This is a genomic window from Paraburkholderia pallida (assembly GCF_004524855.1).
In the GTDB taxonomy this organism is placed as follows: Bacteria; Pseudomonadota; Gammaproteobacteria; order Burkholderiales; family Burkholderiaceae; genus Paraburkholderia; species Paraburkholderia oxyphila.
This window is the reverse complement of sequence record NZ_CP038151.1, coordinates 412079-428614: the sequence shown is the minus strand read 5'-3', so window position 1 is coordinate 428614 and position 16536 is coordinate 412079. Positions and strand designations below refer to the sequence as shown.

The window sequence follows — 16536 nt, the reverse complement described above, 5'->3', positions numbered from 1 at the left end:
CAACATTACATTTCTTTGGATAACTGATGATTTCGTTACGCCCCGGCCTCGGCGAGGCCAGCGGCCTCATGCGCGCGCCAGGCGCGCCAGCCGCCGTAGCCGGTGATATCGGCTGTGCCTTCCAGCGCCGCGTGTTCGCACAGGAAGCCGAGCACGGGTTCGCCGTTCGCGAGCTCGAGCGTGCCGATGCCAAGCGGCGCGGGAATCAGCGCGACGAACGAACCGAATGCGGCGGCCGGCATCGACCAGACCTCGACCTCGATCGCCGCGCCGCCCTCATTCACACGGAGGAGGCCGGGCTTCGCGGGTGTCTTGACGTCGCGCTGCGGTAGCACGTGGAGGCGATATGCCGGTGCGGTCGTGGTCGTTCCAAGCAGCGTCGCGCCACGTTCGGTCAACTGTCCGTTCAACGGCTCGCCGCTCAGGTGCGCGCCAACCACGGCGACGCGGATCGTCTCCGGTCCGGCTAACGCTCGGCTCGCACCCGGCGCAGGTTCGGCGGGTTCCTCGAGCCACGCCCGCGCGAGATCGAGCAGTTGCGCGTCTTCATGCGCGCGGCCCACGAACGTCACGCCGAAGGGCTTGCCCTCGTGTGCGCCCTCGCCGCCCGCACCCGCCGGCACAGCCAGCGCCGAAAGATCAAGGAGATTCACGAAATTCGTGTAATAGCCGAATCGGGCATTCACGCCGATGGGATCGGCCTCGAGCGCTTCCACCGTCGCCGTGGTGGGCGACGTGGGCGTCACGAGCGCGTCGATCTGCGTCCAGACATGGCTCGCGGCCTCGCGCAGCGTCGCGAGCCGGTCGAACGCCGCGAACGCATCGGCGGCGCTCCAGCGCGTGGCGCCGTCGATAATGGCGCGCGTGACCGGATGCAGCGCGTCGGGATGCGCCTCGAAGAACGGCCGGATCGCGGCCAGGCGCTCGGCCACCCACGGCCCCTCATAGAGCAGCCGGGCGGTGGCGAGAAAGGGCTCGAAGTCGATCTCGACCAGCTCCGCGCCGGCCGCGCGCAGCCTCGCCAGCGCGCCATCGAACGCCTGCGCGTACGACGTATCGCCGTAAAACTCGAGCTGCGTTGTACGCGGTACGCCAAAGCGCACGCCGCGCAGTGAAGCGCGCGAGCGCGCATCCGCCGGTGGCGTCCATTCGCGCGCATGCGGATCGCCCTCAGCCGTGCCCCGCGCGCAGTCGAACACACGTTGAGCGTCGTTCGCCGTGTGGGCGAAGATCGACACGCAGTCGAGCGAGCGGCACGCCGGCACGACGCCCAGCGTGCTCAGCACGCCTTTCGTCGGCTTCAGGCCGAAGAGGCCATGAAACGCAGCAGGCACGCGTCCCGATCCGGCCGTGTCCGTCCCGAGCGAGAATGCGGCGAGCCCGAGCGCCACCGCCACGGCGGAGCCCGAACTGGATCCGCCGGACGCATAGCGAGGATCGAGCGCATTGCGGCAGGCGCCGTACGGCGAGCGCTGCCCCGAAAGGCCCGTGGCGAACTGGTCGAGGTTGGTCTTGCCCACGGGAATCGCGCCCGCCGCAATCAGCCGCTCGACCACGGGCGCGCTCTGCGCCGGCGTGTAGGCGAATTCGGGGCAGCCCGCCGTGGTCGGCACGCCCGCGAGATCGATGTTGTCCTTGATCGCGAACGGAATGCCATAGAGCGGCAGCGAGGCCGGATCCTTGTCCGCCAGCGCATCGGCATAGCGCATCATCTCGTCGCGCGTCAGGGCCCGGATCCAGACCCGATGGGGGTCGTCGCCCGCCGTGCGGGCCGCGATCTGCGCGACGAGTTGCGCCGGCGTCAGCGTGCCATCCCGATAGCGCGCGCGCAGCGCGGTAATCGACATCGTTTCAACGGGCAGGGTCTGCGGTTTCATTGACATGCGGCCTCCTCGCCGCTCACGGCATTTGCGTTCATGGCATCCGCGCGGATCACCATCAGGCGCTGACCCGCCACGACGGCATCCCCCGCCGCGCAGTCGAGCCGCTCGATCACGCCATCGGCGCTCGCGGCCACCGTCACTTCCATCTTCATCGACTCCAGAATCGCCACTTCCTGACCCTCCACGACACGCTCACCTTCGGCCACGAGCAGCTTCCACACGCTACCCGACACGTCTGCGCCAATTGCACGGCAGTCCTCATCGAGTGCGGACGCATCGCTCGACGCCCCCGCTTCCGCGGCTTCCTGCGCGCCGGAGTCGCCCGCATAGCCGGCCTGCCCCGCCACTCGCCAACGCTCGCGCTCCGCTTCGAACGCCGCCTGCTGCGTGGCCTTGAACGTTGCGATCGAGGCGGCCTCGTCGCGCAGGAAGCGCTCGTATTCGCCGAGATCAAACACCGACTCCTCGATGCGCAGGCGGCGGCGTCCCGCCACGAAGTCGCTGCGCCACGCCTCGAGCTCGGCTTCGCTCACCTCGTAAAAGCGGATCTCGTCGAAAAAGCGCAGCAGCCACGGCTTGCCCGCCTCGAATTCCGCGGTGGTCTTGTAGCGGTTCCACATCTGCACGGTGCGGCCCACGAACTGGTAGCCGCCGGGACCCTCCATGCCATAGACGCACAGATAGGCGCCGCCGATGCCCACCGCGTTCTCGGGCGTCCACGTCCGTGCGGGGTTGTACTTCGTCGTCACGAGCCGGTGGCGCGGATCGACGGGTGTCGCGACGGGGGCGCCCAGGTAGACGTCGCCGAGCCCGAGCACGAGATAGCGGGCGTCGAACACCGTGCGCTTCACGTCTTCGATACTGTCGAGCCCGTTGATGCGCCGAATGAATTCGATATTGCTCGGGCACCATGGTGCGTCGGGGCGCACGGACTGCATGTAGCGCTCGATCGCCACGCGCGTGGACGGGTCGTCCCACGAAAGCGGCAGATGGACGATACGGTTGGGCACGCGCATCGCATCGACGGCTGGAAGCTGTCGTTCGGCATCCTTAAGATGCTCGATCAGCCGCTCGCGCGACAGCAGCTTGTGGTCGAAATGAACCTGCAGCGAGCGGATGCCTGGCGTGAGGTCGATGATGCCCGGCAGTCGATGATCGGCCAGCCAGTTCATGAGCGCGTGAACACGAAAGCGCAGCTTCAGGTCGAGCACGGGCGGCCCATACTCGATCAGCAGATTGCGGTCGCCCGAGCGGCGATAGACCACGCCCACGCCATCGCCCGCGCGGCTGTCGCTGTACAGCACGCACTCGCGCACGCCGTTGTGCGGGGCGGGCTCGGCGGGCGCCGGTGCGGGCGTGGGTACGGACGCTTGTACCGGCGCGGGCATCGGGGTGGGCACCGCGGTGGGCACGAATCGCACCGTATCGCCGGGACGCAGTTGCCCGAGCTTCCAGAGGTCGTCGGCGACAACCGTGACAGGACACACGAAGCCGCCGAGGCTCGGGCCGTCCGGACCGAGAATCACGGGCATGTCGCCCGTGAAGTCCACGGCGCCGATCGCATAGGCGTTGTCGTGGATATTCGACGGATGCAGCCCCGCCTCGCCGCCGTCCGGGCGCGCCCACTGCGGCTTGGGCCCGATCAGGCGCACCCCCGTGCGGCTGGAGTTGTAGTGAACGGTCCAGCTTGCCTCGTAGAGCATCGCCATGTCGGCGGGCGTGAGGAAGTCGGGCGCACCATGCGGGCCGTCCAGCACCGCGAGTTCCCACGCGTGCGTGAGGCGCGGAGCGCGCGCCGCGTCGAGCTTCGCACCAGCCTCGCCGTGTCCGGCCTCGGGCCCGAGGTGCAGCACGTCCCCCTTGCGCAGCGCACGGCCCGCGTGGCCGCCGAACTGGCCGAGCGTGAACGTGGCCTTGCTGCCGAGATAGTCCGGCACCTGCAGCCCGCCCTTCACGGCCAGACACGCGCGCACGCCCGCGCCGGTCACGCCGCCGAGCTTGAGCACGCTGCCCGCGCCCGCGCGCACCACCTGCCACTGCGCCACCGGCTCACGGTCGAGCGTGGCGGCAAGCGGCGCGCCGCCCAGCACGAAGAGCGTCTCCGTGTTGAAACGCAGCGTCGCGCCCACCATCGTGAATTCGAGTCCGGCGGCCTCGGGCGCGTTGCCGATCAGTTCGTTCGCGAGCCGGAACGACAGGTCATCCATCGGGCCCGAAGGCGGCACGCCCACATCCCAATAACCGAGTCTGCCCGGCGCCTGCTGCACGGTGGTCTGCACGCCGCCGTCGAGCACATCGATCGTGTGCGGCGCGAACACGAAGCGGCCCAGAAAGCCCGTGGTCTGCTCGCCGGCCGCGAACGTCGCCGATCCGGCAATCGCGCGCAGGTAGTCGAGATTCGTTTCGATGCCGTAAAGCTCCGTGCCGCCCAGCGCCTCGCGGAGGTGGACCAGCGCGGCCTCGCGCGTCGCGCCCGTCGCGATGATCTTCGCGAGCAGCGGATCGTAGAACGCGCTGACTTCGGTGCCGGCCTCGACCCACGTATCCACGCGCACGCGCGGCGCGAAGGCCACATGGGTGAGCTGGCCGGAGCTCGGCTGGAACTGCTTGTTCGGGTCTTCAGCATAGACACGCACCTGGATGCTGGCCCCACGCGGTTCGCGCACCAGCGTATCGAGCGGCGCGAGCGTGCCCTCGGCCTCGCGAATCATCCATTCGACGAGATCGACGCCCGTGACTTCCTCGGTCACGCCATGCTCGACCTGCAGGCGCGTGTTGACCTCGAGGAAATAGAACGCGCGCGTATCGGCATCGAACACGAACTCCACCGTACCCGCCGACGCATAGTTCACGGCCTTCGCGAGACGCACGGCCGTTGCGTGCAGCGCGCTGCGCTCCGCGTCGGTGAGGCCCGGCGCGGGCGTTTCCTCGATCACCTTCTGGTTGCGCCGCTGGACCGAGCAGTCGCGCTCGCCCAACGCGATCACGTTGCCCGCGCCGTCGCCGAACACCTGCACCTCGATATGGCGTGCATTGCCGACGAACTTTTCGAGGTACACGCCCGCATTCGCGAAGTTGGTCTCGCCAAGCCGAGCGACCGAAGCGAAGGCCGCTTCGAGCTGCGCGGCGTCGCGGCACAGCGACATGCCGATTCCGCCGCCGCCCGCCGTGCTCTTGAGCATGACCGGATAGCCGAGCGAGCGCGCCGCTTCGAGCGCCGCATCCACGTCGGGCAAAAGCCCTGTGCCCGGCAGCAGCGCCACGCCATTCGCCTGGGCAATTTCGCGCGCCGTGTGCTTGAGACCGAACACCTTCATCTGCTCCGGACGCGGGCCGATGAAGCGGATGCCCGCCGCTTCGCAGGCCTGCGCGAACGCGGCATTCTCGGACAGGAAACCGTAGCCCGGGTGCACCGCCTGCGCCCCCGTGCGCCGCGCGGCTTCGAGTATGGCCTCTGCGTTCAGATAGCTCGCGGCCACGGGCGCCGGGCCGATGCAGACGGCCTCGTCGGCGAGCATCACGTGCATCGCATGGCGGTCCGCTTCGGAATAAACCGCCACCGATGCGATGCCGAGCCGCTTGAGCGTGCGAATCACGCGGCACGCAATCTCGCCGCGATTGGCAATGAGGATCTTGTCGAACGCCATCATGCCTCCCAGACGAGGAGGCGCACCGGCGTGGGGTTGTAGCCGTTGCAGGGATTATTCAACTGAGGGCAGTTCGAGATCAGCACGGTTACGTCCTGTTCCGCGCGCACCTCCACGTACTTGCCCGGTGCGGAAATGCCGTCTTCGAACGTGAGGCCGCCCTGCGGCGTGACCGGCACATTCATGAAGAAGTTGATGTTGCTGACGATGTCGCGCTTCGTGAGCCGCGCGCCCGCGCCGCAGGTGCAATGCGTGATCGCGTTGAGGAAGCTGTCACGGCAGCTATGCATGTGGCGCTTGTCGAGCGCGTAGCGCACCGTGTTGCTCTCCGCCGCGCACGCGCCGCCCAGGGTGTCGTGGCGCCCGCACGTATCGGCGACGATGGTCAGGAGTGCGTTGTTCTGGTTCGACATCAGCACGCTGCCTGCCGTGAGATACAGGTTGCCTTGCGTGCGAATCGTGTCCTGCGCGCTGTAGCGCTCGGTAGGATCGGCGCTGCTGTAGAAGAGCGTGTCGACGGCCTGATTGCCTTCGAGGTCGACGATGCGCAGCGTCTCGCCGCGCTTGAGATCGTAGAGCCACGGCTCGCCGGCGCGCAGCGTGAAGTCGTAACGTGCATCGCGCGCGTCGCGCGTGCTTTCGATGATGGTCATGGCGGTTCCCTCAGGCGAACAGGCGGTCGGTGTTTTCGAAGCCACGGCCGTTTTCTGGGCACGCGGTGCGGCACGGATCGTCGGTTGGGGCCGTCGAGTCGGCGGGATAGGCGCGCCATGCGATCAGCTTCACGGGCTTCGGCGCGTAGTCGCTGCGTGGATCGAGCGGATGCGGCGCGGTCGAAAACGCAGCGAGCGTGTTCATCTCGAAGCGCAGATCGAACGCGGCGCCCGCCGGCGAGTGCCCTGACACATACGCGAGTGCGCCGTCGTCGGCCACGGCCACCTTGCTGAAGAAGTTCACGTTCGCGGCGAGGTCGCGCCCCGAGAGGCCGTATTTCGCGAGTTCGAGCACGAGGCTGTCGCGGCCGTTGCGGATCATGTCGTTGCGATGCGTCTGGTAGTGCGTCTCGCCATATTTGCGTGAGAACAGCACGGCGTCGCCCACGCCACCCAACGGATCGTGCCAGCCCAGCGTGTCGCCGGTGATCGAGGCGATCACGCGGCCCATGTCGCTATAGAGCGCGTGGCCCTGGGTGAAATGCGCCGTGTGCTGCGCCTTGAGCGTGTCCGCCATGTTGTAGCGCTCGAGCGGATCTTCCTGGCGATGGAAGACGGCCGAAAGATTCGCGCCGCCTTCGATATCGACGATGCGCAGCGCAAGTCCACGGCGCAATACGCCGGACCAGTGCGCGCCCGCGGGAATCACGGTGGTCCACAGCGGCGTGACGATGGGCGGCAACGCCGCAAGATCGGAGGAGTAACGGGACGGCATGGAGGCTCCTGGTGTCGAAAGGAAAAAGCGTGAGAGGGCGACCGAACGACATCGCGACCTCCCGGGCTTTTATCCCTCCGTGGAGCCCCGCCGCCGCCTTGCCATCAAGGTGGGAGACGAGACCGGATTGCTCTCGGACCAGGCATCGCACGCGAGACTGCACGGCGACCGGAACCCTAGCGATCCTAAGATGATGCAAATTGCTTCGCACCTCTCGCGGCACAGATAAGCCAGATCCATGCCAGCACAACGAGAGGCCGATCCGAAAACGCGCACAGGCCGGCGGGCTGTACGCGTCTCGGCGTGCCGCGCGGAAAGTTCGAGCGGCACTTACAAAGCTTGCAGTTGATTGGCGCGCGCTCGCGGGGCGTGCAGTGCACCGCCATGAAGACACTGCACCACGTCGAAGCATCGAGGCTCAGCCGCCGGGGCCGCAGGCAGGGCTTGCGCGATGGCATGGCGATTGCATTCCTGCCCGATAGACCGTCATCTGGAGTGCTCTCATGCCATTGCTTGCCCGCCTTCGCCGCCTGCTCTACGAGATCATGGCCTCGCGCTTCATCGAGTTGAAGCGACCTGAATGCGCGTGCGAGATACCGCGGACGGAACGGCGAGTCCGGGACTGAGACCGCCATTCGCGTCAATCCAGTCGAAACTCGACATGGATTTTGTGATGCGCCTGACGCACCGACACGCCGTTGTGAGTCGCCGGCCGGTATCGCGCGGCTTGCAGATAGTTGCGCGCCGACTCGACGAAGTCGTCGCCGCCTTCGACGGACACCAGGTGGCAATCAGACGTTGATCCATCCGCTTCGATCGCACAGTCGAAGTCCACGCTGCCCTCGTGCTCCTGATCCCGCATCCGGGGCGGATAGACGAGCGGCTTGCCGGCGATCGGCCTCGCGCTAACCTCCGTGTCCGGAACGGACGGCGCCGTCGCAGCCGGCACTGCCGCTGCCACCGGCACGGCCGTCGAAGGCGGCCCGGCCGTCTGCGTCGGTTGCGCGGGGGCAAACGGCGCTGGCTGCACCGGTGTCGGCTGCGGGGCCGCCCGGCGCGGCTGGATGGCGGGCCGTGGCGGCGCTGCCGCCGGCAGCTTCGGCGCCGGCTTGGCCACCGCCCTCGGCACCGGCTTCGGCGGGGGCACCGGGACCGGCGGCGGGGGCGGCGGAGCGATCATCTGGATCTCGATCGTCCTCGGCGGCGCCTCGACCGCGGGGCGGCCCGCATGCATCAATGCGAGCAGAAGCAGCGCATGACACAGCATCGAGCCGGCAAGCACGCTGGCGCGCATGGATCGGATCTCCCGCAACGAAGCGAAGTCAATGCTCAACATCCTCGGCCACCAGTCCAACCTTGTCATAGCCTGCATCCTGAAGACGGTTCATCACATCCATCAGCTTTCCGTACATCAAGCGTTGATCGCAGCGCACGAAGATCCGCTGCGAGCGATCGCCCTTCGCGGCCCGCGTCACTTCGGCCACCAGATTCGCGGCATCCACGTGACGCTCGCCGATGAACAGCGAGCCGTCTTTCTGCAGCGAAACGTAGACGGGTTCGACGGGCGGCGGAGGCGGCGCCTTGTCGGTGGCCGGCGGCAGATCCACCGGCACGCTGACCGTGGCGAGCGGCGCCGCGACCATGAAGATGATGAGCAGCACGAGCATCACGTCCACGAACGGCGTGACGTTCATTTCCGCGTTCTGCTGATACGCGTGGCGCTTGATGGGGCCGTTGCCCCCGACGGTCATGCCCATTATCCGATCACCTCCATCTCACGCGACACGATGGTGGACAGTTCGCCCTGGAAGCTGTCGAGCGTGCCGGTGATCTGGCTGATCTGGCGCGCGAACTTGTTGTAGATCATCACGGCCGGAATCGCCGCGAACAGCCCGATTGCGGTGGCGAGCAGCGCTTCGGCAATCCCGGGCGCGACGACCGAGAGGCTCGTCGCGTGGCTCGCCGCAATGCCGATGAAGCTGTTCAGGATGCCCCACACCGTGCCGAACAGGCCGATGAACGGCGCAGTCGAGCCTATGGTCGCGAGGATGCCCATCGAGCGCGACAGTTCCTGCATTTCGCGCTCCTGAGCGAGCGTCGCGGCCACGACCATGCGCGACATCAGATTGTCGGCCTGATGCGGCGTGATCGCCGCGCCGCGGCGATTGGCCTGGAACATGTCCCATTCCTCCTTCGCGACATGCCACATCTTGCCGACGGGCGAAGGGGCAACGTCCGCGGTCCGCTTCGCAATGTCCTCGACGGCCCGCACGCCGCGAATGCTCGCGATGAACTGGCGCGAGCGCCGTTGCGCGCGCCCGAGCACGACCGACTTCTCCGCCATGACCGCCCAGGTGACGACCGAGCACAGGATGAGAAACAGCATCACGCTCTGCACGAGCATGTCGGCGTGGCGGAACATCTCGATGACGTTCAGGTGCGGCACCGGCGCCAGCTCCGTCTGCGCATGCGCACACGTGGATGCCACACCCGCCAGCACGGCGGCGAATACTGGATCACTACGCTTCATTTCAGTACTCCTTGCGAAAGATTGACATCGGGGGCCTGCATCGAATCGACCAGCTTCTCCAGATGCTCTGCGTACGGCGGGCGCAGCGTGGAGAACTCGGCGCTGGCAGGAATCAGGTGGCTCGTGATCCGCGCATCGGCATAGCGGTGCAGGTACATCGTCGGGGCCTCGAAGGCCAGCGTGACGTCGAGGCGGGTCCAGTCGAGGCTCATATGCGCCTGATACCCGCAGGCGGCCGGCCCGACGAGCAGCGGGATGCCCTGCGTCGTGGTCGACGCGCTGCGGTGCGTATGTCCGGCCATGATGCCGATGATGTTGTCGTGCGTGCCGAGCGTATCGAGCAGCGCGTGATACCAGTCACCGCCCTTCTCGAAGAATTCGAGCTGGGAAAGGCCATCGATCGGCGGGTGATGCAGCGCGACGAGGGTCGGGCGATCGCGGTGCGCGGCGAGGTCGTCTGCGAGCCACGCGAGCCGCTCGTCGCAGAAATGTCCCGCGATCTTGCCTTCCTGCAGCGTGTCGAGCACGAGCAGATCGAGATCGCCGAGATTCACGCGGTATTGCACGAATGCGCCGCGCTGCGCCATATAGGGTTCGTTGCCGAACACTTCGAGGAAATTGGCGCGATTGTCGTGATTGCCGAGCGCCAGATACGCCGGAACGTCGATTTCGTCCAGCATGGCGCGCAGCGCGGCGTATTCGGCCACGCTGCCGTGATCCGCCAGATCGCCGGTCAGCACGACGGCGCGCGGTTTCGGTTCGAGCGCGCCGACCCGGCTCAGTGCGTGCGCCACATACTTCGTATTGTCGGTGCCGTTGTGGCCCAGCGTGCCGGGTTCGACGACGTGAAGATCGGTCAACTGAACGATGAACATGGTGGTTGTGCGGGAATCAGGTGAGTGGTTATTGAAGGACTTCGCCGGCATGGGCGCATCCTTGCGCAATGCTGGCTTCCGGTTGGGCGGGCTCGATGCCGCGCGACAGCAGCAGCGACACGCCGGTGAAGATGGCAGGCAGCACCGCGAACGCGACACGCACGATCTCGTTGCCGGCCAGGCGGCCGTGCGCCGGATCGAAACCGAGGCGCGACAGCGTCCAGTAGATGATGCCGATCGCGACCGCGCCGGCGATCTTCTGCCCAAGCTGAAACACGGCGAATGAAGTGGCCGCGCTGTCGTCGCCGGTCTGCTCGGCATGACGGTGGATCTGATCGGCCACCACGGAGCGCAGAATCATGTACTCCGCACCCCACGTCAGGCCGCGCATGACCATGAACACGACGAGCGGCGCCAAATGCCCAGCCGGAATCAGCAGCGCGGAAAGCGGCACGAGCGTATCGATAACGAGCACGACCCGCAGCGCTTTCGACTTGCCGAGCCGGCGCGTCACGCGCAGCCACAGCGGAATCGACACGAGGCCCACCACCGTCTGCACGAACAGCAGGCTGGTCGCCCAGCGGTCGAGGCGCAGCGCATACATGACGAAGAACACGTAGAGGCCCGTATTCGCGGCTTCCGAGCAGCCGATCAGCGCGTTGAGCACGCCCACGCGCAGGAAGTCCGGCTGCCTGAGCCAATGCGCGTAATGCCTGAGCGCGGCGGCGACGCTTCGTGTGCGACGCGTGGCCGTGGCCTGCACCTCGGGCACGTACGCGAGCAGACCCACGACGGCCGCGGGCGTGAGCACGACATAGAGCAGCGCCAGCGCATGCAGCTGGCCCGCCATGTCGCGGTGCAGGACGCGTTCGAGCATGCTGGGCAGCAACGCCGTCAACGGTACCGCGGCGGCGGTCATCCACATCATCATCGCGACGATGCGCGAACGCTCGTGGTAGTCGTTCGAGATTTCCGCGCCCCATGCGTGATAGGGGATCAGGAACACTGTCACGCCAACGTAGAACACCGTCAGCGCACCGAGCAAATAAAGCGGCGTCACGGGGCGGGCCGGCGAAAACAGCAGCCAGATGCCGGCGACGAGCAGCGGCACGCTCGCGAACAGCCACGGACGCCGGCGGCCCCAGCGCGTGTGCGTGTGATCGCTCATCCAGCCCACCACGGGATCGATCAGCACGTCGAGGAATCGGCCGAACATCAGGATCTGCCCGACGACCGCGAGGCCGAGCCCCAGCGTATCGGCGTAAAACGGCTGGATCAGGAAGGACAGCGGCACGAACAGCGAAGCCGAGACGAACGACGGCAGCCCCATCGACACCAGTTGCCGGTTCGTGAGCCGCGATAACGGTACGGTTCGCATGATTTACTCGCCTTCGCCGAGCCAGGACGCGCGCAGCGCGTCGATGCCGCGCCGGGCTTCGCTGTCGGACGAGAGATACGCCAGCGCGCCGTCGAATTCCGCGTCCACCGTTTCCAGCGCCGCACGGATGTAGCGTTCGTCCGCAAGCAGCAGCGGCATCGCCCGCTGCGCGTCGGCGGCCGTGTGCGATGCGTCGGCGTCCGGGCGTGCCGCGCGTCGCGCAGCCACGATGGCCTGCATCGCCGCATTCGATTGCAGATAGTCGGCAACGACCTGGTCCCGGCCCACGCCGATCGCCTCCAGCAGCAGCGCGACGGCGATACCGGTCCGGTCCTTGCCCGCCGTGCAATGAAGCAGGACGGGACCGCTGGCCGCACGCGCGACATGCACGACCACTTGCTGGAACTGCGCCTGACGATGGCGCACCAGATCGCGATACATGTCGATCATGAAATCCGCGTCGAGCGCGTACGGAGCCTCGGCGGGCGACTTGCCCTGCGCGCACGGCAACTGGCTCGGGTGGAACTCGATCGCGATGCGCTCGATGCCGGGAGACAGCTCGCCCCCGCTTTCGTGAACCTCGTTCGCATCGCGAAGGTCGATCACGGTTTGCAGGCCGAGCTCGCGCAGTGCATCCCACTGCGGCGCGCCGCACCGCGACAGATCGCTCGAGCGGTAGATACAGCCGGAGCGCGTCACGAGATCGACACCTGCCGCATAGCCGCCGAGATCGCGGAAATTCGGCGCGGCAGCGCGCACCATTTCTATCTGTTCGGAATCCGAATTCATATCGTTCATGGTAGTCAGCGTGATTACATTTCGTAGCGGAGTTGACCGATGATCATCCGCGGTTCGTTGGGTACGACCATGTAGGTCGAAGGATCGGCCACGAGCGACGGCCGTTGTCCCATCAGCGCGCCCTGGCGATTGAACAGGTTGTGCACGAGCAGTGCCGCCGTCCAGTGCTGCGTCGGCCGGCCGAGTGCGATGCGGATGTCGAAGAGCGGCATCGCGTCGGCCATCAGCTCGCTCGAATCGGACACCTCCGTGTAGTAGGAGGACTTGTAGGTGCCCGTGAAGGCCGCGCTGAATTCGAAGCCGGGCTGGAACGTCGTGTGGTATTCGACGGTGCCGGAAAAGCTGCTCGGGGGCGCATTCAGGAGCGGGCGGCCGGACAGGTTCTGGCTGCACACCGACGTTTTCGACGCGAGCAGCTGGTCGATCGAACAGGGCGCGTTGTCGAAATTGGTGTAGTGCGCGTCGAGGTACGCGTAATCGGCGCTCAAGCTCCAGTGGGACGTCACATGCCAGTGCGTGCCCAACTCGATCCCCTGCGACACCGCGCCGGCCGCGTTCATCGTGTCCGTGGTGCCTTCGGCGTTGATCGCCGACACCTGCAAATCGCGAAACTGCGTGCGGAACAGCGCCACCGACACGTCGGCCGGACCGAGCTGGGTTTTCGTGCCGAGCTCGAAGGCCAGCGCCTTTTCGGGGCCGAAATTGTTGAGCGTGGAAACCGACGTTCCGGGCGCATAGCCGCCCTGCTTGAAGCCGGTCTGCACGACACCGTAGAGAAGCGTGGCCGGACGCGGGCGATACTCGAGCCGCACGGACGGCGTGACGGAATCCTCCGTCTCCGACTGATTGATGGCGGGCGTGCCGGCCGGGCTGAAGATCGTGTTGTAGACGCCGGTGTAGGTCTTCGAAAGCAGCTGTGCGATGGTGAGGCCCGGCGCCACGAGCGCATTCGGCTTCGGCAGCACGCTGCTGAGGCTGGCCACGGAACCGAGCGCAAAGCCGTTCGCATCGGTCGGGTTGAAATACTGATTCATCGAGACCGAGTCCTGCGAGAAGCGCAAGCCGCCAACGATCGTCCATGCCGGCTGGAAGCGATAGCTCGCCTCGCCGAACAGCGCCCATGAGTGCGAGTTCTCACTGAAGCCGTTGCCCGGCGTCACGACCGTATTGGCGGCCGCGAGTCCGGCAGCGTTCGGCAGCAGGGCCGCCGGTATGCCGCGCGCGAGCAGCGCGCTCTGGATGGCGTTGCCGACGCTCGCGAAATTCAGCGCGCTGTAGCCCGTGTAGTTCAGCGTGGTCTGATCCGCGTAGAAACCGGTGATGAAGCGGAACGGCTTGTCGTCGGGCGAGGCGAGGCGAATTTCGATGTTCTTCGTCGCGAGGGTCATCGGATCGTTCTGGACGATCGTGTTGATCGGCAGCGCGTCCGCATAGCTGATGCGGTTGTCGAAGTGCGAATAGCCCGCGGTCGCCGAAAGCGTGTAGCCGGAATCGAAGCGATAGCTGGCGTTCAGCGCGCTGAGCCATGCTTGCGGCCCTTGCGTGTTGTCCACGTCGAAGAGGCCCGTCTGGTTCGAAATCTGGCGATAGAGCTGGCCGGACGGAATGCCCTGAAACGCGGGGTTGGCGAGATCCTTCGGGCCGATATATTGCAGCTCGCGGCCGACACCCAGCTCCTTGTCGTCAAGGAATTCGAGCTTGCCGGTCAGCTTGAACTGCGAGTTCGGATGCAGATCGAGCGTCAGGCGGCCGGCGTTCGTGTTGTAGCCGCCACCGTCGTAGTGATCCGGCGTTTCGTTCTCGATATAGCCGTCGCTCTGCCGGTGGTAGGCGGCAACGCGCATGCTCAGCACGGGTGAAAGCGGCCCCGAGAGGACAGCCGTCTCCTCCGTCGAGGCATACGAGCCATAGCTGGCCTGAACGTAGCCGGTCCAGTAGTCGGTCGGGCGGGCGGTCTCGATGTTGATGACGCCGGCGATCGTGTTCTTGCCGAACAGCGCGCCCTGGGGCCCGCGCAGCACTTCGACGTGGTCGAGGTCGTACAGCGGGAACATCGCGTCGCGCGCCTTCGGCAGATAAACGCCATCGACATAGACACCGACCGAGCTTTCGAGCGTATCGCCGCCCGCGGTCCCCAGACCGCGGATCGTGATGATGTCGACGTCGCTCTCCTTCGTGTACGTGAAGTTCGGTACGTAGTTCGACAGCGTGGACAGGCTCTGGACCTGCTGCTGCTGGATGAACTTGCCAGACACGGCCGAGACGGACGCCGACACGTCGCTGAGCTTTTGCTCGCGCTTTTGCGCGGTGACGACGATGTTCTCCGAATCGTCGGTTTTGGTTTCGTCGGCGTTCGCAGCTGCCGAACCGGCCATGGCGACGGCCCAGGCAATGGCGGTAACGGACAGCGTGACGGGGGCACAGCCGCGGCGAGTGTGCCGCTTTCCGGATTGGGGTGCTGCCTTCAACACGATCACTCCTTGGGCATACGGACAGTTGCGAAGTGCCACGCACTTTAGCGGGTGATCGTGACGGCAATGTTACGGTTGTACCAAGTTAGAATTTCCTGTTAAACATATAAAAACCACTTAAATTCATGGCGATAGTTGATTTTTCGATACACTGAAGATACAGTTGCACCTAGTTATTTTGCGCATCACGCGCGCCGATCTTTTCACAAGGAGAACGGACGTTGGGGCTTCCACAGCAGGCAGAAACCGTCAGCAAACTGATCGCAGCCGGCATGACGATCCTCGGTACGTCGGGCGAGACGGCCGTCACCATTAGAAACGTGGCGGCCGCGGCAGGCCTGTCCGCGCCCACGGTGCAGCGCCACTTCCCCGCCAAGGAGGATTTGCTGCTCGCCCTGCACGACGCCGCGCTCGAACGCGACGCAGCGCGTCTCGCCCAGCTTGGCACCGTGTTGCCGGCACTGGGACCGCGGGGCATGGAGGGGGCGCAGGCCATTGCCTGCGCGCTGATCGCCGACTCGTGCGGCGCGAATGCATCCGACACCCTGGCGCGCGTGGCCGCGCTCGCCAGCATCGCCCGGCGCGACGGCGCGCGATCGATGGCGCGTCGCTGGGCAAGCCGGCGCCAGGCGGTGCTGGCCCAGGCGCTGGCCGGCACGGTTGCGGCGCCGCGACGCGACGCGCGGTTCCTGCTCGAATACCTCACCGGCGTGGAGCTGCTTTCGCTCGGCTGCCGCCGGCATCCGATGATCCCGATCCTCAACGCCGAACTCGTGGAGCACGGATTTCGCGTCGCCATCGGGCAGTCTCGCGCCCAATGCCCTGCCTGGTTCCGATACTGCGCATCACAGGTGCTGCGCGAACGTCATCAGGAGAACCAGGCATCGCAAGGCGGCCGCACCGCGCACGCGCGCGACGTGATCCTCGCGGCCAGCGCTCGCATCCTCGCGGAGCACGGGCCGGCGGAATTGACCCATCGAGCCGTTGCGAAAGAAGCGCAGATTGCCCCCTCGCTGGTGAGCTACCACTTTCGTTCGAAGAACGATCTGCTATACGGCGCCTACCGCTATATTCACGACCGGTTCGCCACCGCCCCCGTCCCGGCGACGACCTCGCCCACCCGCGCCACGCTGAACGTGGTGATCGATACGGGTGCGGGCGCGAAACCCGCCTATGTGGCTTCGCTGGAAACCATCATCGCCGCGGCGTACGACAGCGAGCTCGCGGACTTCGCGTGGCGCACGCGCATGACGCGAGGCGTCTACTATTTGCACCCGGAATGGAGCGATCAGGACGAACTCAACGCCACCGACTTCAGCGTCCATGCGTTTTCCGTGTGGACGGTCGGTGCGACGTTGCTGGCGCAGGCGTGCTGGACAGGGAAACGACGGGAGCAGTGCCTGCACAGCCGCTTCGCGGAAGCCGAGCAACGGTTTTCGACGGGTCGGCTATAGAAAGGTCAGGCTTCCTTGTACCCCCTTATGCGACCGCGCCGGCAACAAGGAATCCATGTCAGTTTTTTTGAT

12 protein-coding genes and 1 riboswitch are annotated in these 16536 nt (G+C 66.3%); of the genes, 1 reads left to right on the top strand and 11 read right to left on the bottom strand.

The window, feature by feature from the left end; all coding sequences use genetic code 11:
* Positions 1-35: 35 nt before the first annotated feature.
* The 11 genes from atzF to E1956_RS36765 all read right to left on the bottom strand — a co-directional run bounded on the left by atzF (position 36) and on the right by E1956_RS36765 (position 15010).
* Positions 36-1883, bottom strand: a complete 1848-nt coding sequence (gene atzF / locus E1956_RS36815; protein ID WP_134758293.1) for an allophanate hydrolase — start codon at positions 1881-1883, stop codon at positions 36-38.
* On the bottom strand, positions 1874-5530 hold the full coding sequence (gene uca / locus E1956_RS36810; protein WP_134759568.1) for an urea carboxylase: 3657 nt from the start codon (positions 5528-5530) through the stop codon (positions 1874-1876). Before uca ends, atzF begins: the two co-directional genes overlap by 10 nt.
* Entirely contained in the window at positions 5530-6183 is a 654-nt protein-coding gene (locus E1956_RS36805; protein WP_134758292.1) for an urea amidolyase associated protein UAAP2, read from the bottom strand. Before E1956_RS36805 ends, uca begins: the two co-directional genes overlap by 1 nt.
* Positions 6184-6193: 10 nt before the next feature.
* Positions 6194-6958, bottom strand: a complete 765-nt coding sequence (locus tag E1956_RS36800; protein WP_134758291.1) for an urea amidolyase associated protein UAAP1 — start codon at positions 6956-6958, stop codon at positions 6194-6196.
* 56 nt (positions 6959-7014) lie between these two features.
* Positions 7015-7149, bottom strand: a riboswitch (guanidine-I (ykkC/yxkD leader).
* A 449-nt stretch (positions 7150-7598) separates the two neighbouring features.
* Positions 7599-8294, bottom strand: a complete 696-nt coding sequence (locus E1956_RS36795) for an energy transducer TonB (RefSeq protein WP_167760248.1) — start codon at positions 8292-8294, stop codon at positions 7599-7601.
* Entirely contained in the window at positions 8281-8709 is a 429-nt protein-coding gene (locus E1956_RS36790) for an ExbD/TolR family protein (protein WP_197733011.1), read from the bottom strand. Before E1956_RS36790 ends, E1956_RS36795 begins: the two co-directional genes overlap by 14 nt.
* A 5-nt stretch (positions 8710-8714) precedes the next feature.
* The gene (exbB, locus tag E1956_RS36785; RefSeq protein ID WP_134758289.1) at positions 8715-9488 is read right to left on the bottom strand and encodes a tonB-system energizer ExbB; all 774 of its coding nucleotides are present in this window, start codon (positions 9486-9488) and stop codon (positions 8715-8717) included.
* A complete protein-coding gene (locus E1956_RS36780) occupies positions 9485-10363 on the bottom strand; it encodes a metallophosphoesterase (protein ID WP_167760247.1) in 879 nt (292 codons plus the stop codon). Before E1956_RS36780 ends, exbB begins: the two co-directional genes overlap by 4 nt.
* 28 nt (positions 10364-10391) lie before the next feature.
* Positions 10392-11741, bottom strand: coding sequence for an MFS transporter (locus tag E1956_RS36775; protein ID WP_134758287.1), 1350 nt, complete (start codon positions 11739-11741; stop codon positions 10392-10394).
* A gap of 3 nt (positions 11742-11744) precedes the next feature.
* Complete coding sequence (locus E1956_RS36770) at positions 11745-12539, bottom strand: tyrosine-protein phosphatase (protein ID WP_134758286.1); 795 nt, start codon at positions 12537-12539, stop codon at positions 11745-11747.
* A 14-nt stretch (positions 12540-12553) separates the two neighbouring features.
* Entirely contained in the window at positions 12554-15010 is a 2457-nt protein-coding gene (locus tag E1956_RS36765; RefSeq protein WP_134758285.1) for a TonB-dependent receptor, read from the bottom strand.
* Between the two features lie 221 nt (positions 15011-15231).
* Here E1956_RS36765 and E1956_RS36760 point away from each other — a divergent pair, with 221 nt between their 5' ends.
* Positions 15232-16464, top strand: a complete 1233-nt coding sequence (locus E1956_RS36760; protein WP_134758284.1) for a TetR/AcrR family transcriptional regulator — start codon at positions 15232-15234, stop codon at positions 16462-16464.
* The last annotated feature ends 72 nt before the right edge of the window (positions 16465-16536 follow it).

Excerpts from the sequence above, each read along its gene's own strand:
- E1956_RS36795 (WP_167760248.1), bottom strand. The coding sequence starts at position 8,294 with ATGTTGAGCATTGACTTCGCTTCGTTGCGGGAGATCCGATCCATGCGC.
- E1956_RS36775 (WP_134758287.1), bottom strand. The coding sequence starts at position 11,741 with ATGCGAACCGTACCGTTATCGCGGCTCACGAACCGGCAACTGGTGTCG.
- uca (WP_134759568.1), bottom strand. The coding sequence starts at position 5,530 with ATGGCGTTCGACAAGATCCTCATTGCCAATCGCGGCGAGATTGCGTGC.
- E1956_RS36780 (WP_167760247.1), bottom strand. The coding sequence starts at position 10,363 with ATGTTCATCGTTCAGTTGACCGATCTTCACGTCGTCGAACCCGGCACG.
- atzF (WP_134758293.1), bottom strand. The coding sequence starts at position 1,883 with ATGTCAATGAAACCGCAGACCCTGCCCGTTGAAACGATGTCGATTACC.
- E1956_RS36790 (WP_197733011.1), bottom strand. The coding sequence starts at position 8,709 with ATGACCGTCGGGGGCAACGGCCCCATCAAGCGCCACGCGTATCAGCAG.
- E1956_RS36805 (WP_134758292.1), bottom strand. The coding sequence starts at position 6,183 with ATGACCATCATCGAAAGCACGCGCGACGCGCGCGATGCACGTTACGAC.
- E1956_RS36800 (WP_134758291.1), bottom strand. The coding sequence starts at position 6,958 with ATGCCGTCCCGTTACTCCTCCGATCTTGCGGCGTTGCCGCCCATCGTC.
- E1956_RS36770 (WP_134758286.1), bottom strand. The coding sequence starts at position 12,539 with ATGAACGATATGAATTCGGATTCCGAACAGATAGAAATGGTGCGCGCT.
- exbB (WP_134758289.1), bottom strand. The coding sequence starts at position 9,488 with ATGAAGCGTAGTGATCCAGTATTCGCCGCCGTGCTGGCGGGTGTGGCA.